The organism is Tychonema sp. LEGE 06208, assembly GCF_015207505.1.
Classification (GTDB): domain Bacteria; phylum Cyanobacteriota; class Cyanobacteriia; order Cyanobacteriales; family Microcoleaceae; genus Microcoleus.
On sequence record NZ_JADEWT010000008.1, the window covers coordinates 63,354 to 83,657 of the forward strand.

Consider the following 20,304-nt stretch of genomic DNA (forward strand, 5'->3'; position numbering starts at 1 on the left):
ATAGTTGACATTTAAGAGATTTCAACAGTCCGCAAAAACAAATTTAAAGCAGGTAATAAAATGGTAGTAGCAGCACCTGTTCAATCCGGCAATCAGTCGATTTTTCAAGGTCGTTACGACAACTTTATCGGCGGTAAGTGGGTAGCGCCGGTGAAAGGGAAATATTCGGAAAACCTTTCTCCAATTACAGGAAAATCAATTTGTCAAATCCCCCGATCGAGCGCCGAGGATGTAGAATTGGCACTGGATGCCGCCCACAGCGCGAAAGACAAGTGGGGTAAGACGAGCCCAGCAGACAGGGCGCGGGTGTTGCACAAAATAGCCGATCGCATGGAAGAAAACCTCGATCGCCTAGCCACCGCCGAAACCTGGGACAACGGTAAACCAATTCGCGAAACCCGCCTCGCAGACATCCCGCTGGCGATCGACCATTTCCGCTACTTCGCAAGCTGCATCCGAGCCCAAGAAGGGTCGATCGGCGAACTCGACGGCACAACAGTCGCCTACCACTTCCACGAACCCCTAGGTGTCATCGGACAAATCATCCCTTGGAACTTCCCCATCCTAATGGCCGCCTGGAAACTCGCCCCAGCCCTGGCCGCCGGTAACTGCGTAGTCCTCAAACCAGCCGGGCCCACCCCCGCCTCAATCTTGGTACTGATGGAAATCATCGCGGACTTAGTACCAGACGGCGTAATCAACGTCGTTAACGGGCCCGGTGCCGAAATCGGCAAAACCCTCGCCACCAGCCCCCGCATTGCCAAAGTAGCCTTCACCGGCGAAACAACTACGGGCCGGATGATTATGCAGTACGCCTCCCAAAATGTCATCCCCGTCACCCTAGAATTAGGCGGCAAATCCCCCAACATTTTCTTTGAAGATGTCTGCGCCCAAGACGACGAATTCCTCGACAAAGCAGTCGAAGGATTTGTGATGTTTGCTTTCAACCAAGGCGAAGTTTGCACCTGTCCTTCGCGGGCGTTAATTCAGGAGTCAATCTACGATAGATTTATGGAAAGGGCGATCGATCGCATCCGCCAAATCAAACAAAACAACCCCCTAGATCCGACAACCGCCCTAGGCGCGCAAGTCTCCATCAACCAGATGGAAAAAATCGCCGAATACGTCAAAATCGGACACGCCGAAGGCGCAGAATGTCTAATTGGTGGCGAAAGAAACATCCTATCCGGCGACTTGCAAGAAGGCTATTACTTCCAGCCAACAGTCTTCAAAGGAAACAACAAAATGCGAATTTTCCAAGAAGAAATCTTCGGCCCAGTATTAGCTGTTACCACATTCAAAGACGAAACCGAAGCCTTAGAAATTGCCAACGATACCCTCTACGGCTTAGGTGCAGGAGTTTGGACTCGCGACATCAACACCGCCTACCGCATGGGCCGCGCCATCCAAGCAGGCCGCGTCTGGACAAACTGCTATCATTTGTATCCCGCCCACGCAGCCTTCGGCGGCTACAAATCATCCGGTATCGGCCGCGAAAATCACAAAATGATGTTGGATCACTACCAACAAACCAAGAACTTATTAGTCAGCTACAGCCCCAAAGCTTTAGGCTTCTTCTAAGGCTTTAAATACTGAAAAAAAAAGGAAGAAGGACCAACTTCAAGAATTCGTCAACTCCTTCTTTCTCTCTTTCCTCTCCTTCTCTGCGCCCTCTGCGCCCTCTGCGGTTAATAAAAAAAAATCTCATTCACAAACAAAATAAAATTGCTACACAAACAGGATAAAATGGGAAATATCCAAAAAGTCACAGCCACAGAAGCCGCTTTAAAATTAATCAACCATCTCAAAACTCAACACGGAGAATTGATGTTTCACCAATCCGGCGGTTGCTGCGACGGTAGTTCCCCCATGTGCTTTCCCGATGGCGAATTGATAATCGGTGATGGTGACGTATTACTCGGCGAAATAGGCGGTTGTCCCTTTTATATTGGAGCGCAGCAATACGAACATTGGAAGAAAACGCAGTTAATTATTGACGTAGCATCCGGGCCCGGAGGCAGCGATTTTTCCCTGGAAGGGCCGGATGGAGAGCGTTTTATTACTCGTTCCAGCTTATTTGTTAATGCTGATTGACTTTGTTTAGTTTAATTTTATTTGCAATGAACCGCAGAGGGCGCAGAGGGCGCAGAGAAAGAGGAAAGAGAGAAATAATATTTCTATTGAGAAGTTGGGCGTTTTTTGCGGTGTTTACTTTGTTTAGGGCAAACGCATTTCCTCAATAAATGAGATGCCATCAAAAATGCCATTTTTAAAGGCTTGAGTGCTGCGAACTCGCTGATTTTCGCTGATTAATGTCATTGTTTCAACGAAGGTTATCAGTGCGTTATCTTGGGTTTTAGTTGCCCGAAAGCAAACGGTTTCTTGGCCGGCATCCCACGCAATTGCCGCAAAATCAGAATAACTGCTAGAAGACAGTTTCAAAATCTGATTTTCAAACTCTCCTTGAAAATTAAGCTGGAGGCGAGAACCGTCTGAGTATTGGTAATTATTAATTTGTCGGTAGTGACTTCCTTCAATCGTTACGGTAAAATTACCGAAGAAGCTGCGAGCAAACTGTCCGCGAGTATCGGTTTTAATGTACTCGCCTTGCCAAGTGCCAATGTGACGTGTGAAAATTTCCGGTACTTTTTCTAAATCAGGAGGGTAAGATATATTTTCTGACATCGGGATTGCTCCTATTTGCTATTTCTAGCGGCGACCTATTTTCAGACTCATTTCACGGCTAGTACGTTGATATTCGTGGACTATTGGAAGTCTTTCAGCTTGAAAATTTTCTAGCGCTTCGGGAATATTCGCACTCTCTGCGAGATGTTTGGTTAAATACAAACCATCTTCCCAACCAGAAGTCATTCCTCTAGCGCGTGTGGAACTTTTGGCGTGGGCCGCATCTCCTATTAAGATAACACGACTATCATAGATTTTTGGTAGGGGGTCAATGTCGTAGGAAAAACGACAGACTATATTTTCGACTGGGGTTGATTCAATTAGTTTTCTGGCATCGTCTGGGAGTTTTGCTAGTTCTTGGGGAGGAATGATAGTATTATTTGGTTGCAGTTTTCCGATTTCGGAGTCGGCGCGTTCTTTTTCGATAAAGAAACCCCAATGAGTGCGCCCTCCACCAATGTGAAAGAAGTTGGCATAAATTCCCCTACCGCGTACATACACAAAAAAGTTTCCTTCTGGACAGAAGCTATTATCTTCGACTATTCCTCGCCAAACGATATCGCCTAAATAGAATAGTTCTACGTTGGGAACTATAGATTGACGAACTTTTGAGACGATTCCATCGGCACCAATTAACAGGTCGCCTTCCCATTTACTGCCATCTTTAAAGTGGGCGATGGCACTGTGCTCGGTTTGGGCGATCGATGCTAATTCTGCATTAAAATGAAGGCATTCTGGGGGTAATTCGTCGAGGATTGCTTCTAATATAGCTTTGCGGTGTACCAGCATTCCGGGGAGTTCGTTTTCTTCGTAGGTGACGGGTTCGGAATTGATGACACCGCCGCGCAGGTTGCGAAACTCGAATACTTTGACAGCATCGCCCGAATTGATAATTTTTTCGGTAATTTCCGGGTTGCCTTGATGCAGTGCTTGCATACCTGGTTGTACGATCAGGATACCGCAGCCGTCGGTGCGCGGATGGGGTGCTTTTTCAAACAAATCAACCTGAAACCCTTGTTGAATCAGCAGAATTGCCAGATACGATCCTGATGTTCCTGCGCCGATAATACCTATCCGGGTCTGGGACGGAACCATTTGTGCTGCTCCTGATTTAAGATGGTCGATCGCTCCTCAAGGAATATTATAATTACATAAAATAAGATTTGGGCAAAATCTCAACGGGCGATCGAGCTTTTGCTGATAGCGACAGGTTTCAAGCTGTCGCTAAAATCAGTATTGGAAGCGATGCAGGATGAATAATTAATATCATGTCAGCTTTAACGATCCTATTGGTTTGATCCTTCGGATTTTAGTTGTTTTTTTCCTATAACTAACGTCCGAACGATCGAATCGTTTTGATTGCGATCGATCGACCGCACATAATATAATCGGTGAATTGAAAATTCTCACACTCAGGAACGAAAAGTTAATAACTCAAGCATCTGTCACGCTTTTCTATCTCCACAAGTCGCGAGGTAAAAAGAAGCAGAGCCTCCGCACCTGCATTACCAGGCAGAGCCTGGTAACGAGTAATAAAAAAAATGCTTTTTTCCAAATTGAAAATTCTCGCACTCAAAACTTAAAACCACATTAAGCTTTAGGACTGGTAATTAAAGCCAACTCAACTTTCTCATCAGGCTTTTGAGTGACTTGTGCATCCAAACCCGGGCCAAAGAATTTAGCTATTTTTTCTTGCTTTTCTTCCCAAACTTCGATCGGTATCAGTGGCGAATAAAACTCTAGAATTAACCCGTAAGCACCATCCACATCTACTTCCCGCAACCCTTGGAGGACAGGCCGTTCCTCGTCTGTCGGGGCCAGCCCCAAGCGCTCCAGAGAATCATCTAAGTGCGCGGGTTGGCCGTAGCGAAATCGGGTGATATCTTTGCGGACTTGGTTTTGAGTCTCCGTGGCCTGACTTTCTCGCAGGAGGAGAACTTCGGGAGAGGTGGGTTGGGTGAACTCCGCTGGTTCGAGTTCGGCTGCTTTCAGCGCTAACCCTCCCAACAACAGCGGAATTCCATAAAAAAACCCGGCTAGATTTAAGGTAGGTTTGTCGGTGAAGTAGGCATAGAAACCGACTACTGCTAGGATACCGCCCACAACTAAGGCTAGGCTTGCTAAAGAAGTTTTACGTAACATATTCGTGAGGTAAGTAGTCCGACAGAAACAAGATACTTTAATTATTATCGGGCAAAAAGTATGGAAAAAATTTAGTTTTTTTGCCAAAATACCTGCGAAAACTGCTAGCGTCAATAAGGGCGGGAGGGCTGTGCGCGCACAATCTTGTCTCTCGCCCAAAACTTATCCCGCTTTCCCCAGCGGCCTTGCGACTGGTAAATATCCGTGTAAATTGTGTGGCGCGGGTTCCAGAAGGCAATCGAGATCGGCAGTATGATTAAAGTATAGAGATTTGAACTTGCGATCGACCATCTTGCCCTTTCAACCAATTTTCGGACATGATCAAAGACGAAGACAGAAAAACTGCGGTAACAAACAAGTCGGTTCTAGAGCAGATTAACTCGCTCAAACGCGAAGATGAAAGGCTTTATAATATCTTAGCGATCGATGTCTGGGCCCTAGCCAAGACGATGGACGAATATCAACCGGGATTTTGGTCGGCTTTTATGAAAAATCGCGAGAAAGCTCTGAAGCGATTTTTAACTGAAGTGATGAAAAACAAACCCGCAGATTCTAAGCGTCCGCCTTTTCTGCGTTGAAGTTTAGCTCATTTTTTGAGGTACAATCAAAATATAACACAGATTCAAAAACCCCGATCGCGTTCGTCACTTACAATATAAAAAACAGTGAAGGACGAACTCAGAAATCCATGTCGGCGAATTAAAAATTCTCGTCTGTTCGCAGGGGGAATGTCAAATATTTTTGTTAATAGTAGCAAAGGCGAAAAACAATGGATGCACAGACAATTAAAGAGCGCGTAGCAGAAATCGAAATCAAGCGGGAATCTCTCGTGCGGCTGTTAGATCGATCGGACTTGGGATCTCTGAGAATCGATGTCAGTCAGGCGATCGAGGAAATTGACGATTTGTTAGAAGAATTTAAGCGTACTTTTAACAGTCATTAGTCATTAGTCATTAGTCATTAGTTGTTAGTTGTTAGTTGTTGGTTGTTGGTTGTTAGTGGTTAGTTGTTAGTTGTTAGTTGTTAGTCAACACTCAACAGTCAACAGTCAACAGTCATCAGTCATTGGTCATCAGTTGTTAGCTAAGCGGCAGCGCATTTAATTTTTATAGTTATGTTAGTAAAAATTTTGTAGCCCCCAGAACCCGCCATGACATTGAAAATTAAATGCACAATAGCTTAATAGGTAACAAGAACAGACAACTGCTAACTGCAAATTTTACTAATGACTGATGACTGATGACTAACAACTAACAACTATTGACTAATTCATCGCCATATCCATCAAAATCTGTTGGGAACTAACCTCCGGGTTATTAGCAGGCGGCCGCCGCTGAGAATAGTGTCCCCCAGGTTGCAAATCCCAGGCTTGACGGTTGTCCGCCAACATCACACCCAAAATTTCTTGTAACTCCATCACTATAGTCGGATCTTCCACTTGGACGATCGCCTCAACCCGTCTTGTAAGATTGCGCTGCATCCAGTCAGCAGAACCAATATACACCTCTTCGTCGCCACCGTTGAAAAAATAAAACATCCGCGAATGCTCTAAAAAGCGGCCGATAATACTGATAACCTTGATATTTTCGCTAACACCCTCAACGCCCGGACGCAAACAGCAAATCCCCCGCACAATCAAATCAATTTTAACTCCCGCTTGCGAAGCTTCGTACAAAGCAACAATGATTTGAGGGTCAACTAAAGCATTCATTTTAGCAACAATCCGGCCGCAGCTACCCATGCCGCTATCACTATTCGACCGACAGAATTCTGCCTCGCGGCGGATTAATGCTAAAAATCGATCGCGCATATTGACCGGCGCAACCAACAATTTTCGATAAGATATCTGCCGCGAATAACCGGTTAAATAATTAAACAAGTCCGTCAAATCCGCACCCAAATCTTCGCGACAACTCAACAAACCCACATCAGTATACAGTCCAGCCGTTTTCGGGTTGTAATTTCCCGTGCCGATGTGGACGTAGCGACGAATAAATCCGTCCTCGCGGCGCACTACCATCACAATCTTGGTGTGGGTTTTTAGTCCCACCAAACCGTAAACAACGTGCACTCCAGCTTGTTCTAACTTGCGAGCCCAATTAATATTATTTTCTTCGTCAAACCGGGCTTTAAGCTCGACTAAAACGGCTACCTGCTTGCCGTTTTCCGCTGCTTCAATTAAGGCACTGACGATCGGCGAATCACCAGAAGTGCGGTATAAAGTCATCTTAATGGCTAACACGGAGCGATCGTGCGCCGCCTCAGTAATAAACCGCTGCACCGTCGCCGCAAACGAGTGATAGGGATGGTGCAGCATCACATCTCCCTGGCGGATAGTCGTGAAAATATCCTCACCATCCTCAACATCCAACATCGATTTGCCTAAAACTGGCGATTGCGAATTCCGCAAGCGCGGCGGCACCACCGGAGTCCACGGGGGGTCTTTCAGTTCCGGCACCGGCAGCCCGACAAAAGACATCAAATCCTTGAGGCCTAGCAGCCCCTCTACGACGTAAACATCCTGCTCCCCGAGATCCAACTCATCCTTCAACATATCTCGCACAGCAGGCGGCATAACCGCTTGAATTTCCAGGCGCACCGCAGAACCTGTAAACCGACGCTTGCGGAGTTCCTGTTCTATAGCCAGCAGCAAATCCTCCGCCTCATCTTCCTCCACAGTCAAATCAGCATTGCGAGTAATGCGGAACGGGTGATATTCCTGAATGTCCATCCCCGGAAACAAAGCCTCTAAATTGTGCGCGATTACCTGTTCTAGAGGTACCCCCGTCCACACAGGAGACTTGCCTTTTTGCTGCCATTGCAAATCCCCCGGTAGCTGCAAAAATCGAGGCAAAACCTGCGGTACTTTGACGCGGGCAAACAATTCCTCCTGGGTGTTCGGGTCTCTGACAACAACTGCTAAATTGAGGCTGAGATTGGAAAGGAAAGGGAATGGGTGGCTGGGGTCAACCGCTAGGGGTGTGAGTACGGGAAATACTTGTTCTTGGAAGTAGCGGTGCAAGTAATTGCGCTGTTCTTGATTGAGGTCGATGTAGTCGAGAATGTGGATGCCGTTTGCTACTAATTTCGGCCGCAGGGTTTGGTCAAAATAAGCGTGTTGCTGAGTAACCATCGGCAACAAGCGCTTGTGGATGGCATCTAGCTGTTCTTGGGGCTTGCTGCCATCGGAGGTCAATTTGCTGACTTTTGCTTCTACTTGCTGCTTGAGTGCCGCCACGCGCACCATAAAGTATTCGTCTAGATTTGAGCTAAAAATAGCGAGAAATTTGAGTCTTTCTAGCAGGGGCGTGCGGGGGTCTAGGGCTTCGTGGAGCACGCGGTTGTTGAACTCCAGCCAGCTTTGTTCTCGGTTGAAGTAGTATTGCGGGTCGCTGAGGTTGATTTCGGTGTAGGTTTTGGTGGTGGTCTTTTTGGGCTTGGACATGGTTTGGGAATCTTGGGGGAGGCGGGCGTGATGGCTTTGGTGAATTAATATTGTAGGTTAAAGGATTTGTTCGTATCTGTTTTTGCTCGATCGCACTTAGGCATTGCACAACCCGAAAATCCGCCAGATATTTCAACCCCTACCGGACTTTCGGAGTGCCAAAACCCCCAAAATCACGCACCAATCCCCCCAATCCCATCCTGCACCGCCTGCAACAAATCCTCTCCATCCACCGCCAAATTTGTTAGCGGCAATTCCAGCGGTATATCGGTAATTAAGGCAAGGTGCGGTTTTTGCTCCAGGTTTTTGAGCTGCGGAATTAATCCCTTGAATTCCGGGGCGTTGCGGATTGCGGGGATATCTGGATCTGCGGGGAAGATTGTTTGATATAGTTGGGTACAGAGTTCTATTAATTATTCTAGATACTCATAATTTACACCTACTAATCGCTGCGTTTCTTGGTTGTTTTTTTTAAGATCATTTAATAGACCTCTCATCTCCTCGCGGTCAAAACAACTAAGGATCGAAAACTTAATAACTTAAGCAACTCCTACAGTCCTCTCTCCCGTAAATTGCAAGATCGAAGGAGGCTCTTCATCGCCCCAGAACAATTACTAGGAAGGGTTTAGTAACGAGCAATCACTTAAATTATTAAATTCTCATTCCTAAATTTCTACTATTTGACTACAACAATTTTCTAGTTTTGAGAAATCTAATAATTAAACAACTATGGTGCGCCTAGCGCACCATACATAACTATTTTTACATTTTCTTCTTCCTTATTCCTGATATCAACTCTTCCTATCAACAATCAACCATCAAATATCAACTCTTCCTTCAAAACATCGGCATCAACTCAAGCGGGCCAATTCCCAGGTCTTTAGCAGATACCCAGCGCACCTCAAATAAAGCGATCATATCCTTAAATTGAGGCTGACCGCGAGAAGCACCCATCAAGCCTTTAGCAATCACCAAACCGCACCAACCGTTCGTTAACTGACAGCGGCGCTCCCATTTTTTGCGAGCTTCCTGATGCACCGGGTCGTTTTCATTAAACTCCCCAAATAAATAGAGTTCTCCATTTTGAGCTTGCAAAATACCCAAATCGTACTGCTCGTCTTGAAAAGGATCTTCCCCCGGATTAAAACAAATTGCCTTGACCCCTCCAGCTTCTTTCAAATCCTGAATCATAGTTTTTGCCTTCGGATTGGAAGTTTGGATCATCACCACAGGCAAACCGTCTCCGTCGGCCTTAATATCAACTTCTGCACTTTGGTGAAACTGGGCATTTCCTCGCAGAAACTCTACCGTTTGCCAAGGTACGACACCGAGACTCAAGAATGAATTTGGCGGCACCAAATCGTCCCGCAACAGTGGCATTTCAAATTCATCATCCTCATCATCATCGTCATCGTCGAGCATCTCTAATAGTTCGACAGATACCTCGGGCATTGTCGAAACTTTAACGGATATCTGATGAATTTCTCCATCAGGCTGCGGAACGGGGATGCGGTAGCGACTGCTGAGAGTGGGAAATGTATCTGCTCCCAATTTCCGGCGACTGTTGCGGAAAAAGCGGTGAAATGCTTCGAGAGCAACTAACATCGTCAGAGCTTCTTCTTCGTAAAGAATCGATCGCAATCCTTCTAAAGGATGCAAATTACCAAAGTTCGGTTCAATTTCCGATGGAGGCAAATCGGCTAAATCAATTTCGTCCTCTTCATCATCTTCATCAAAATCGGCTGCACTTTCAAAGGTGAGAAACAAACAGTCTTGTCCTAAAAAAGCCTGCTCTAAATCTTCAAAAGATTCATCGTTGACGACTCGCTCCCGAAACCGCTTCAAGGATTCTAGAGAACGGTACAGCAAAACTCCGTAGTCCATTCTGCCTTGTCCCAATACAGACACGTAGAGGCTGGCAACATCCCACTGATTGATTTCAATAGATATAATTTGGTGTTCTCTCAAAGTCCGCCACGGAGCATCATGCCAAATTTGAGCGGCTTTTTCCATGAGAACTTCGGCGTACTGAGGGGGTAATTCGGGAGGTCGATTTACAGCGACCTCTTCCATTCCCCGAAAGATTTCGTCGATTAGGGGCAATTCCGGTACGTAGTCAATGGAAATTGCCAAATCTTGAAGTACGCCGCGCAGGTAAAATTGAATTTCTCGGTTTTTGACTACTATTTTTTGGGGGCGGACTGCGGGAGCCGGACTTTGGGGATGTTCCATGGCTCGCAGCAGAGCCCGGACGATCGCCTCTGGGCCGGCATCTGGCCCTACCACGTCCATAGCCCTCACGACGCCTTCAGAGCCGTCCACCCAGAGAATGCACTCGCCACCAGCTTCCGGATCGTTGTCGTCCTCTAGCATCATGTGCGAGTCAGCATTAGATAAGGGTCGGCGGTCGCCCTCCCACACGCTGGGAATTTGAGGTAAGTTTTGTAACCGACGAAGAGTAGAGCGATTCAGCGCTGCCATAGAGTAAGCCCGTTGGGTGAAGCATTGTTGCGGTGCCGGTAGCCGGTCAACCGCTGCTTATCAATCATAAACCCTATGGGGGGAGAGGACATCAAGCTTGGGAAAGGAGACATGAGTTGGCAGTAGGCAGTTGGTAGTAGGCAGTAGTCATTAGTCATTAGTCATCAGTCAATAGCTTTCCTGTCAACCGTCAACCGTCAACCGTCAACCGTCAACCGTCAACAGCCAACCGTCAACCGTCAACCGTCAACAGCTTTCCTGCCAACTGCCAACTGCCAACTGACTAATTCCCTGTACAATAGAGGGATAAGATTAAACTCTTAGCATTAGACAGTCTCAGGAGTTCGGCAAATTATGACTCAAGCCATTTCACAAAAGCGAGGGATTCAAATGACGGACTCTGCTGTCCGTCAAGTTTTAGCTCTTCGAGAAAAACAAGGTACAGACCTCTGCTTGCGGGTAGGGGTGCGCCAGGGCGGCTGTTCTGGTATGTCTTACGTGATGGACTTCGCAGACCCGAGCACTGTGAAATCCGACGATGAGGTGTTTGACTACGATGGTTTTCAGGTAGTGTGCGATCGCAAAAGCATTCTTTATCTCTACGGCTTGGTGCTAGACTTCAGCGATGCCATGATCGGGGGCGGGTTTAAGTTTACCAACCCCAACGCTACTCAGACTTGCGGCTGCGGTAGTTCTTTTTCTACCTAAACTTAAAATAGGGCGTGGCACCGAAAGTTATTAATTGTGCCATGCCCTGTTCGATCGATCCAAAATTCCACATCTCATATTCTCAATCTCAAATCGCATGACTCCAGAAGAATTGTTTAAAGAAGGTTTCGATCGCTACCAAGCTGGCGAAGCCCCTGCCAATCTGATCCCAGTGTTCAAAGAAGTGTGCGAAAAAGCTCCCAAAAATGGCAATGCCTGGGCTAGCCTCTCGTGGCTGTACCTCTTGGAAAATAAACCCACATCTGCTCAAAAGGCCGCCAAAACAGCCGTTAAACTGAACCCTCACGACCCCCAAGCTCGCATCAACCTGGCAGTCGCGATCCTCGACCTCAAAGAAAAAGGAGTGCGTCCCCACGTAGAAGTCGCTCAGCAACTTCTGATGGCTTCCGAAGAGTTGCTGGACGAAGTTAAAAAAAATTTTGAAGACGGATTAAGCAGAAAACCCGACTGGAAGAGTCTCGCCCGTGTCAAGCAGTGGCTTTTAGAGCCGTAAATACCTAGAAAAGCCGATTATTTAGCGGGGATCAAGGAAATAGAGTTAGTAATTTATTACAATTTCGTAATAAATCAATAAATAACTTTATGGAAAATTCAGAAAGGCAGTGTTAGTATTTTAAAACTTAGACGATCGACAAACCAGCTCAGCGGTTTTGAGAATTGACTACAATAAATACTAGGAGTTGTAACAACATGAGCAATGACAGCCACGTTAACATCAAACCTGCCACCCGCAACCACAAAGGTTTCTTTATTCAGCCAGCTTCTTACAAGTTGATGAGCATCGATAAATCCGGCTGGGCATTGATTTGTATGGACAAAGCAGTTTGTCATTATGTAGATCCCGATGACTTGCAATTGCCGAATAAGTCGGGAATGTCTGAAGGTTAATCTAGAAGTTTTGAGAGACATTAAAATGCTTTATTTGAGTAGCTGCCCTCCCTGGAGAGGCAGCAACTTTTTTTTGAGAAGTTATTGGTTATTGGTTATTGGTTATTGGTTATTAGTTATTGGTTATTGGTTATTGGTTATTAGTTATTGGTTATTGGTTATTGGTTATTGGTTATTGGTTATTGGTTATTGGTTATTAGTTATTAGTTATTAGTTATTGGTTATTAGTCAGTAGGGGCGGTGGATGGTGCGTGCACGCCCTCCTGCCGTCATTAGTCATTAGTCATTAGTCATCAGGAAGAGGGAAAAAGGAAGAAGGAAGAGGGAAGAAGCAGTGTACGGGATGTAACGGATCGAAATAAGTTGGGCAACGGATTTTGTAATGGATTTAATGGATAGAAAAATTACCGATCGCCAATTACCAATTACCAATTACCAATTACCAATTCCCGATTCCCGATTCCCGATTCCCGATCGCCTAATTGTGAGATTTTAAGGCAAACAGCATTTCAAGCTTAGCAGTTGTCGGTTCTGTCGAAGTTGTCGCTACGCTAACTCCTCGGAGAGAATTGAGCAAATCAGCCACTGGTGGCGAAACTAAATTGGGCTGTATTGCGAGTAAATAACGGTTGGCCCAAGACATGGCTTTTTCCATATCTATGTAAAAGTAACTTTGGTTGGCTTGCGGTAAAGAAGTGGCGATCGCCTGAAAACTCGGACTGCTGCTTAGCGGTTGCGGTGGCGCTGTCGTGATGACATCAATTAAAGGGCCGCCGAAAGCGACAAACACAGAATTTTCATTTAGCCAACCGTGGCCGAATAAAGTGCCTTGCTGCGGTATTTTCCACTCTGTAACTTCTTTTCCCTGAATTTGTCTGGGGGCGACACTGACTGTAGGATTGCTTTTGGCGATCGCATCGAGTTTTTCGAGGGTGGCTTCTGCTGCGGGGCGATCGCTAGTTTCAAAAATCATCGTCGCCCCCATCCCCAACTGAGACAAAATACCTCGATCCGAACCGATCGCCCCGATCGCAAATTCCCCATTCATCCAGCCAAAAACATCGCGATCTGCATCCAAATCCAACCGCTTAAAACTATCGCGAACCTGCTGAATTCCCCGATCGACTTCCGGGCTATCCTTTGCCTCTGCCGTCGCCTGCGACCAAATTTTATCCAGTCCCTTACCGCCGACTAAAGCAATAGTTTCGCCGGGAAATCTCGACAACAATTTCGACGGGGATGGCGAATTTTGCTGCATTAATTTAGGGTCTAGCTGAGCGATGGTTTTTACCCTCAATCCCGAACTGTCCGCCCCTATTCCCGCAACCAAAGACTTGACTTGTTTGAACTGCTGCATCACGGTCAAAAGCGGTTGCAAATCATCGGGAAAATTAGCTTTCAACTGCTGCACGGAGGCTGAATAATCAGCAATGTAAACAGTGGCGATCGGATTCTTTACCCCAGCACTCTCGGAAAAAAACTTAGTTGTACTCTGCTGGGTAGCGAGGGAGGGTGCTCCTTTAAAAGTGTCGATCGCCAATTCCACAGGCTTTCTCAAAGGAGCCATAACTAATTGGTCGTTCAGCAAAGCCACACTGTAGCGCTTGCCAGTTGGCTCAGCAATTTCCGAAATTTTAACTCCTTTATACTCAGTTTCTTGAGTTTTTGCACCTTGCTGAGATTTTAATTTATTCGCAAAATTCCAAGCGCTAATTTTATTTTTGACGCTGACTACAACCAGTAGCTTAGGAGGCTCTGTTTTTGCCCCAGCATCCGGTGGCAACAAAGCAACCATCACCCCCCCCAGCCAGGGCTTTAAGTCCCTGTCAAAGTCGATTTGAGTGCCTGCCAAGCTTTGTTCTTGAAAGGCCTTCAAACCCGCACCGATTAACTTTTGAGCGCCCGGAGTACCAAATTGCTGCAACTGAGCCAGCGCTTGGGGATTGGGGGAGATGAAGGCGGCCATCGTTGCTTCGTCGGGTACAACTTTGGCGCTTTCTTGAGGGTTTGATATTTGTTGGCTCAAACCCTGGAAGTAAAAGTAGACCGCGACGCTACCTGCTGCGACGGCGGCGGCAGCAATTAGAAGCTTTGGTTTTTTTGCAGGCATTGTTTTTGATTCTCGCGTCCTTTATCAGTTTAATGAAAATCTAGTTGGCTGGTGTGGAGGCGATCGAGGGGGCTGTCAATTTTGTATAATCCAAAACAAGTTTGGACGATCGTGTAAACTGCTGTTGATATCAAGTGCGGGAAGAAAGATGAAAGTAGCGATCGCGGGAGCAACGGGATTTGTAGGTAGCCGGCTGGTGGAGAAACTGCAAGCCGCCGGACATCAAGCGGTGGTTTTGAGCAGGGATGCGGCCAAGGCTGGGCGAGTTTTTCCGGCTTCAGCTTATCCGAATTTAGAAGTAGTCGCCTACACTCCGGCGGAGTCTGGTGATTGGCAAAACTCGATCGCGGGCTGCGACGCTGTTGTCAATTTAGCTGGGGTGCCGATTGCGGAGGAAAAGTGGACTCCGGCGCGCCAGCAAGCGATTTTGGACAGTCGCAAACTGACGACGGAAAAATTGGTAGAGGCGATCGTCAATGCTAATCCTAAACCATCGGTGTTTGTTAGCGCATCGGCGATCGGCTATTACGGCACCAGCGAAACCGCCGAGTTTGACGAAAACAGCCCTGCGGGAAACGATTTTTTAGCAACAGTCTGCAAAGAGTGGGAAACAGCGGCGCAACCTGCAAAAAATGCCGGTACAAGGCTAGCAATTTTGCGGCTGGGGATAGTTTTGGGAATGGGAGGCGCCCTGGCTAAAATGCTACCACCTTTTAAACTATTTGCTGGCGGCCCAATTGGTACAGGAAAACAGTGGTTTTCTTGGGTTCATCGCGAGGATGTGGTTGATTTAATTTTGTACGCCCTGCAAAATCCGCAAGTTGAAGGTGTTTTGAATGCCACAGCACCGAATCCGGTGCGGATGAATGAATTGTGCCAAACTTTAGGGGAAGTTTTAAATCGGCCTTCTTGGTTGCCCGTGCCAAGTTTTGCTTTAGAATTGCTGTTGGGAGACGGTGCTAAAGTTGTTTTGGAAGGGCAGAAAGTTTTGCCAAAACAAACTTTAGCTAGTGGTTTTCAATATCAGTATCCGACGCTAAAATTAGCACTCGAAGAGATTTTAGCTGGTAATTAAATCCTGGATTTTTAGATATCCCTCGTTTCCAGGCAGAGCCTGGGAACGCAGATGCTTTGGCTCAGCCTCGCTCCTTCAAATAAATAAATCATCCGACTCAAAAATCAATCAAATCAACTACCAACAATCCATCGCGATCGAGATAATTGCGATAACTAGAATATCTCCAACAAGCTGGATCGTCCACATAGCCGCGCCTGACAGGATTATTGTGAATGTACTCCAATTTTTGCAACAGCATTTCCTCGTTCAAAATAGCTTGTGGGTGAAACCCTTCTTGCCATAGCTAGTATTTTTGGTCTTTTTTGTGTAGTTTTTTATTGAATTCGAGTTGCTCCAGGATGTTGGTAGTTTTATTTTTTTCAAGCAAGTCAATTATGGAGCGAGCAGTAAATGATTTAAAATTCCTTATTTGCGTTGACATTTCTGAAGAAGTTACGATTAAATGCAAATGATTTTCCATCAGTACGTAACCCTGTAAAGCCAAGCGCTTCTACCGTTGCATAAAACTTGAGAAATTTCAGACTATTTGTACTATTTCTGGCTGAATGAATACAGGAATCTAGTTGATAATTGTACAGGTGACAAAGTACGGTTAGTTCTCGGAATATATTACTTGGTATCTACTTCTTCCCATTGTGGCAATCAAGGGTTTTTTAGATGGTTAAGACGAGGCGGAGCCAAAGTATCAGCGTTCCTAGGCTCTGCCTGGGAACGAGGTAACATGAGATAACTAATGATTGGCGATCGCCATATCACGCTGATCCTGATACAATCAAGTGAGATTAAAAACTTAAACTTTTTGTAATTCTACCATGACTCGCCCTACTGCAACCCTTTTAATTTCCTGTCCCGATCGCAAAGGACTTGTCGCCTTACTTGCTAATTTTATCGCTTCCCATAATGGCAATATTATTCATGCGGATCACCATACTGATTTTACCGCAGGATTGTTTTTAAGTCGTCTGGAATGGCAATTAGACGATTTCGACTTGAAAACCGAAGAAATCACACCAGCTTTTAGTGAAATCGCCAAGGATTTACAAGCAAATTGGCAATTACATTTCTCCTCAAAAGTTAGACGGATTGCGATCTGGGTAAGTCGTCAAGATCATTGTTTGTTAGACTTGATTTGGCGGCAGCGCTCTCAAGAAATCTGGGGTGAAATCCCGCTGATTATTAGTAATCATGAAAAATTAAAACCTATTGCTGCACAATATGGTATAAATTTTGAGTATATTCCCATCACTAAAGACAATAAAGCTATTCAAGAAGCACGACAGTTGGAAGTTCTTAAAAATTATAACATAGATTTAGTGGTTTTGGCGAAGTATATGCAAATTTTAAGTCAAGATTTTATGATAAAATTTCCCAACGTGATTAATATTCACCATTCATTTTTGCCAGCATTTATAGGGGCAAATCCCTATGAAAGGGCTTATGAAAGAGGGGTAAAAATCATTGGTGCAACAGCTCATTATGTTACCCCCGATTTAGATGCTGGCCCGATTATTGAGCAAGATGTTGTGCGCGTGAGTCATCGCGATGCAGTGTCGGATTTAGTTCGCAAAGGTAAAGATTTAGAAAGAGTTGTTTTGGCAAGGGCGGTGCGATATCATTTACAAAATCGTGTTTTAGTTTATGGCAATCGCACTGTTGTTTTTGCTTAATTCTTGAACTTTATTCACATTTTTTAGGTTACTTCACAGGTAAGGTTTTTGGGCGACGAAGTAAGTCGCTTTGAGGCAAAAAAACCGGGTTTTTTATTTTATTTTGCGACTATAAGCTGTGAATTTTTGTAAAAGAACCCGGTTTTTGACTGTGCTTGCGTCTAGCAGTAAGCTGTTGCTCATATATATTGTGTATGGCGATTGAGGGTCCGATGGGGATCAGGGGAGAGGGGGAGAGGATTTGACAATTTTTGATTGTCATCAAAATATACAATGTTTATTTGCACAACAGCTTATCATCTAGAAAGATGCGCGTCGGCTTGAGACTAAGCAGAATAAAATCAGCAATCGGGGGAATGCGAGGTGCATGAAAGAGCTCCTCGCATTGTATTTATTGCAGGAGGTTACATTCTGGGGAATAATGTTTCAGCATAAGCTCGATCGATCAATTGGCGAGCAACCGTCTGAATTCCCGTATGTTCGTAATAATTGGTAGTCATGTCCAAAAACGCGGCGACATAATCCAATTTGTCATCGGTAACATCAACGTATTGCTTGAGATTTCCTAAAACTGTGGCGGGAGTTAAGCCGCGAGACTGCACTAAATTGTTCATCCAACCTTGGGCTGAGGCGAAGGTTGTTGTGACGAATCCGAATTTTTGGGCGTTATTTGCGCCGGGAATTAGGTTGCTGATATTTTGGAATGTTGAGTTTTGCTGCAAGGTTGAAGGATTTAAGTCGCCTAGGGTGTTTTGCGCTACTCGAAGGAAGTCCGGGCCGAGGGGAATTAAACCGTCAGCGCATACTAATGCAGCCATCCGCATTAGAGATTCGCCTTTGTATTGTGATAAGTAATTGGCAAAGCTTCCCGCGTTGTTAAGGGAAATATTGTTAAGCTTGCAAAAGACTATGAGTTCGATCGCCACTTTGACGCATAAATCTATAGTTTGAGTGGTGTCAGCCTTGGGAGTGAGGCGGCTCATGAAGGAGAGAAAGCCGATTTTTTCGCCGATTTTATTTGCCATAGCGGTTGCGCCCAACGCACTGTCAGCGCTGTCTGCAAGCTGGTAAAGCTTGACTGCGCCTTGATAGGGCTCGTTGGAGTTGGCGTAAAGCTCGATCGCCCTGCTGCGAATTTTTTGGACTAATGTGCGATCGGTTTCTCCTGTCACCGCTTGAATAGTATTATCAAAACCCGTGAGATTGTTCCACTCGCCGGGAACCACAAAATCCAGGGATTTGAGCATCATCACAGTAATCCCAGAAGACGGCAAATTGTCAACCAATTCCACAATAGACTTGCTCATCACAAACTCCTGAATAGCCAGATTTAAAAGTGTTCTTCCAAATACTCCAACTTCGGGCAAAGGGATTCCAGAAAAGTCTAAATTCTGACGGATGCCAGCGGTTAATAGTTTTGAGTTATAATAATTCCCAAGCAGCGAACTTACATATGACAGTCATCATGGCAAAACTTACACTTCAAGTCCGAACAGATGATAATTTGCTAGATCTGCTTGCCAAGTCAGAGTCTGGGGCTTGGGTTATTGCAGAAGACAGGGTTCAGAGAATTACTCATGTTCAAGTTATAAACTTTGTCGGATCACAGATGATTGAAGGTATATTTGACCGAAGCGCCAGCTATAGAAAAGAGGATAATAGGCTTGTTGTAAAGTTTTTAGACGGGCGTATTGTCAATTGCAATGTTCAGTTTGTTGGACAAAACCCTGTCCGCTATATTTGAGATGTACTAATTCATTACCTCCATGACGCTTAACTAAAATTTATGGATTTCACAGCCACTTTAAATCAGATCGTCGCCCTCAGCATTCAAGATCGGATTCGTCTTGTACAAGCAATCTTGGAAAGTATAGCGGCAGAACAGGTTCACCCCGACCTTACAGAGTTTCAAAAGCAGGAACTCGATCGCCGAATTAATGATTCTGAAGCAAATCCTGAAAATGTGCTGACTTGGGAAGAAGTTAAAGCTTCAGTCAAAGCACGAAAATGAACTATGAATCCAGTGCCGTGGTAAAATAACTATCGCCAAATAGAAACAAATAAAATATGACTGCTGCTGTTAACACAACTCCAGGATTAGCATCGCGCTTAGTAAACGGCGTACTCTCCATCAAACCTTTGGCCGATTTAGCCAAGCACCAAGCGCGGGAAATGATGATTAAAAGAGCCGAAAGAATCGGCGTGCATTGGCGGCAAGATGCCCAAGCACTTTTAGCCCGGAATTGGGATGCAGAATTGCTCAGCGTAGAAAATCCCGATCTTGTTTACCCGAAATATTATCTAACTTCATTTCACGCCTACGAAAAAGGTAATATGAGTTGGGAAGCTGCCACAGAAGTTGAAGTTGCAGCCCGTGCAGTTCATGCGGGAATTTGGCCAGAAGCTGGTGCAGAAGGCGATGCTAAACTCCGCGCCAGCTATCACGAAATCGTTAAATCTCAAATTGCCAAAACACCGCAAGATATTGTCGATTTGGGATGCAGCGTAGGAATGAGTACCTTTGCGCTTGGGGATGTTTACCCGGAAGCAAAAATTGTCGGTGTTGATTTGTCGCCTTATTTTTTAGCAGTTGCTCAATACCGTTCTCAACAAAGAAAATCTGAATCTTTAAATCAAAAATCTCCGACTTGGGTACACGCTGCTGCTGAATCTACTGGTTTACCTGCGGCTGCTTTTGATTTAGTTTCTATTTGTCTGGTTTGTCACGAGTTGCCGCAGAAAGCTGCGAAGGAAGTATTTAGGGAAGCGAGGCGTTTGCTGCGTGTTGGCGGACATTTGACAATTATGGATATGAATCCTCAGTCGGAAGTTTATGCTAAAATGCCTCCTTATATTTTGACTTTGCTCAAGAGTACGGAGCCTTATTTGGATCAGTATTTTGGGTTGGATATTGAGCAGGCTTTGGTTGATTCTGGTTTTGGAATGCCGACAATCACTTGCAATACAGTCCGACACCGGACTATTGTTGCTGAAGCAGTAAATAGTTAGGTTTGGGGGAATGTGTTTGCGGTCGATCGTACTTAAAAAGTGGATGCGATCGCAACAGCGTTATATTAAC

General features: G+C 45.4%; 21 protein-coding genes. 13 read left to right on the forward strand and 8 right to left on the reverse strand.

Features of this window, described 5'->3' with window-relative positions; all coding sequences use genetic code 11:
- Nucleotides 1-60 precede the first annotated feature (60 nt).
- Together exaC and IQ263_RS03875 are read left to right on the forward strand one after the other, a co-directional pair.
- On the forward strand, nt 61-1,581 hold the full coding sequence (gene exaC / locus IQ263_RS03870) for an acetaldehyde dehydrogenase ExaC (protein ID WP_194066260.1): 1,521 nt from the start codon (nt 61-63) through the stop codon (nt 1,579-1,581).
- 165 nt (nt 1,582-1,746) lie between these two features.
- Entirely contained in the window at nt 1,747-2,094 is a 348-nt protein-coding gene (locus IQ263_RS03875) for a DUF779 domain-containing protein (RefSeq protein ID WP_194066261.1), read from the forward strand.
- A gap of 123 nt (nt 2,095-2,217) precedes the next feature.
- On the opposite strand, the gene IQ263_RS03880 is transcribed toward IQ263_RS03875, so the two are convergent.
- The 3 genes from IQ263_RS03880 to IQ263_RS03890 all read right to left on the reverse strand — a co-directional run bounded on the left by IQ263_RS03880 (nt 2,218) and on the right by IQ263_RS03890 (nt 4,827).
- Entirely contained in the window at nt 2,218-2,685 is a 468-nt protein-coding gene (locus tag IQ263_RS03880; protein ID WP_194066262.1) for a DUF3598 family protein, read from the reverse strand.
- A gap of 24 nt (nt 2,686-2,709) precedes the next feature.
- The gene (locus IQ263_RS03885; RefSeq protein ID WP_194066263.1) at nt 2,710-3,780 is read right to left on the reverse strand and encodes an FAD-dependent monooxygenase; all 1,071 of its coding nucleotides are present in this window, start codon (nt 3,778-3,780) and stop codon (nt 2,710-2,712) included.
- A 495-nt stretch (nt 3,781-4,275) separates the two neighbouring features.
- Nucleotides 4,276-4,827 (reverse strand): DUF2854 domain-containing protein, encoded by a 552-nt coding sequence (locus tag IQ263_RS03890; protein ID WP_194066264.1) that lies wholly within the window; start codon nt 4,825-4,827, stop codon nt 4,276-4,278.
- A gap of 317 nt (nt 4,828-5,144) precedes the next feature.
- Between IQ263_RS03890 and IQ263_RS03895 the strand changes: the two genes are divergently transcribed.
- Together IQ263_RS03895 and IQ263_RS03900 are read left to right on the forward strand one after the other, a co-directional pair.
- Nucleotides 5,145-5,405 (forward strand): hypothetical protein, encoded by a 261-nt coding sequence (locus tag IQ263_RS03895; RefSeq protein ID WP_194011035.1) that lies wholly within the window; start codon nt 5,145-5,147, stop codon nt 5,403-5,405.
- A 191-nt stretch (nt 5,406-5,596) separates the two neighbouring features.
- Nucleotides 5,597-5,770 (forward strand): hypothetical protein, encoded by a 174-nt coding sequence (locus IQ263_RS03900; protein WP_194066265.1) that lies wholly within the window; start codon nt 5,597-5,599, stop codon nt 5,768-5,770.
- A gap of 321 nt (nt 5,771-6,091) precedes the next feature.
- On the opposite strand, the gene ppk1 is transcribed toward IQ263_RS03900, so the two are convergent.
- Entirely contained in the window at nt 6,092-8,272 is a 2,181-nt protein-coding gene (gene ppk1, locus IQ263_RS03905; RefSeq protein ID WP_194066266.1) for a polyphosphate kinase 1, read from the reverse strand.
- A 66-nt stretch (nt 8,273-8,338) separates the two neighbouring features.
- Between ppk1 and IQ263_RS03910 the strand changes: the two genes are divergently transcribed.
- Nucleotides 8,339-8,659: a hypothetical protein gene (locus IQ263_RS03910; RefSeq protein WP_194066267.1), complete on the forward strand. Its 321-nt coding sequence runs from the start codon at nt 8,339-8,341 to the stop codon at nt 8,657-8,659.
- 450 nt (nt 8,660-9,109) lie between these two features.
- Here IQ263_RS03910 and IQ263_RS03915 read toward each other — a convergent pair whose 3' ends face one another.
- Nucleotides 9,110-10,753: a DUF6930 domain-containing protein gene (locus tag IQ263_RS03915; protein WP_194066268.1), complete on the reverse strand. Its 1,644-nt coding sequence runs from the start codon at nt 10,751-10,753 to the stop codon at nt 9,110-9,112.
- A 354-nt stretch (nt 10,754-11,107) separates the two neighbouring features.
- Between IQ263_RS03915 and IQ263_RS03920 the strand changes: the two genes are divergently transcribed.
- The 3 genes from IQ263_RS03920 to IQ263_RS03930 all read left to right on the forward strand — a co-directional run bounded on the left by IQ263_RS03920 (nt 11,108) and on the right by IQ263_RS03930 (nt 12,370).
- Nucleotides 11,108-11,461: a HesB/IscA family protein gene (locus tag IQ263_RS03920; RefSeq protein ID WP_194011029.1), complete on the forward strand. Its 354-nt coding sequence runs from the start codon at nt 11,108-11,110 to the stop codon at nt 11,459-11,461.
- Between the two features lie 97 nt (nt 11,462-11,558).
- Nucleotides 11,559-11,975: a tetratricopeptide repeat protein gene (locus IQ263_RS03925; protein ID WP_194066269.1), complete on the forward strand. Its 417-nt coding sequence runs from the start codon at nt 11,559-11,561 to the stop codon at nt 11,973-11,975.
- Nucleotides 11,976-12,172: 197 nt separating this feature from the next.
- Nucleotides 12,173-12,370 (forward strand): hypothetical protein, encoded by a 198-nt coding sequence (locus IQ263_RS03930; RefSeq protein WP_172187588.1) that lies wholly within the window; start codon nt 12,173-12,175, stop codon nt 12,368-12,370.
- Between the two features lie 478 nt (nt 12,371-12,848).
- Here the strand turns inward: IQ263_RS03930 and IQ263_RS03935 are convergent, their stop codons facing one another.
- The gene (locus IQ263_RS03935; protein WP_194066270.1) at nt 12,849-14,480 is read right to left on the reverse strand and encodes a DUF3352 domain-containing protein; all 1,632 of its coding nucleotides are present in this window, start codon (nt 14,478-14,480) and stop codon (nt 12,849-12,851) included.
- A 148-nt stretch (nt 14,481-14,628) separates the two neighbouring features.
- Between IQ263_RS03935 and thyD the strand changes: the two genes are divergently transcribed.
- Nucleotides 14,629-15,555, forward strand: a complete 927-nt coding sequence (gene thyD / locus IQ263_RS03940) for a thylakoid membrane protein ThyD (protein ID WP_194066271.1) — start codon at nt 14,629-14,631, stop codon at nt 15,553-15,555.
- Nucleotides 15,556-15,652: 97 nt separating this feature from the next.
- On the opposite strand, the gene IQ263_RS28165 is transcribed toward thyD, so the two are convergent.
- The gene (locus IQ263_RS28165) at nt 15,653-15,808 is read right to left on the reverse strand and encodes a hypothetical protein (RefSeq protein ID WP_228049777.1); all 156 of its coding nucleotides are present in this window, start codon (nt 15,806-15,808) and stop codon (nt 15,653-15,655) included.
- Between the two features lie 562 nt (nt 15,809-16,370).
- Between IQ263_RS28165 and purU the strand changes: the two genes are divergently transcribed.
- Nucleotides 16,371-17,225 carry a formyltetrahydrofolate deformylase gene (gene purU, locus IQ263_RS03950; RefSeq protein WP_194066272.1) on the forward strand — a complete coding sequence of 285 codons (855 nt, stop codon included), beginning with the start codon at nt 16,371-16,373 and terminating at the stop codon, nt 17,223-17,225.
- Nucleotides 17,226-17,629: 404 nt separating this feature from the next.
- Here the strand turns inward: purU and IQ263_RS03955 are convergent, their stop codons facing one another.
- Nucleotides 17,630-18,532: a hypothetical protein gene (locus tag IQ263_RS03955; RefSeq protein ID WP_194066273.1), complete on the reverse strand. Its 903-nt coding sequence runs from the start codon at nt 18,530-18,532 to the stop codon at nt 17,630-17,632.
- A gap of 146 nt (nt 18,533-18,678) precedes the next feature.
- Between IQ263_RS03955 and IQ263_RS03960 the strand changes: the two genes are divergently transcribed.
- Genes IQ263_RS03960 through IQ263_RS03970 form a run of 3 tightly spaced genes read left to right on the forward strand, consistent with a single transcriptional unit; the run spans nt 18,679 to nt 20,234 of the window.
- Nucleotides 18,679-18,969, forward strand: a complete 291-nt coding sequence (locus IQ263_RS03960; protein WP_194066274.1) for a hypothetical protein — start codon at nt 18,679-18,681, stop codon at nt 18,967-18,969.
- Between the two features lie 42 nt (nt 18,970-19,011).
- Nucleotides 19,012-19,236, forward strand: coding sequence for an addiction module protein (locus IQ263_RS03965; RefSeq protein ID WP_106148069.1), 225 nt, complete (start codon nt 19,012-19,014; stop codon nt 19,234-19,236).
- Between the two features lie 56 nt (nt 19,237-19,292).
- Nucleotides 19,293-20,234 carry a class I SAM-dependent methyltransferase gene (locus IQ263_RS03970; RefSeq protein ID WP_194066275.1) on the forward strand — a complete coding sequence of 314 codons (942 nt, stop codon included), beginning with the start codon at nt 19,293-19,295 and terminating at the stop codon, nt 20,232-20,234.
- The last annotated feature ends 70 nt before the right edge of the window (nt 20,235-20,304 follow it).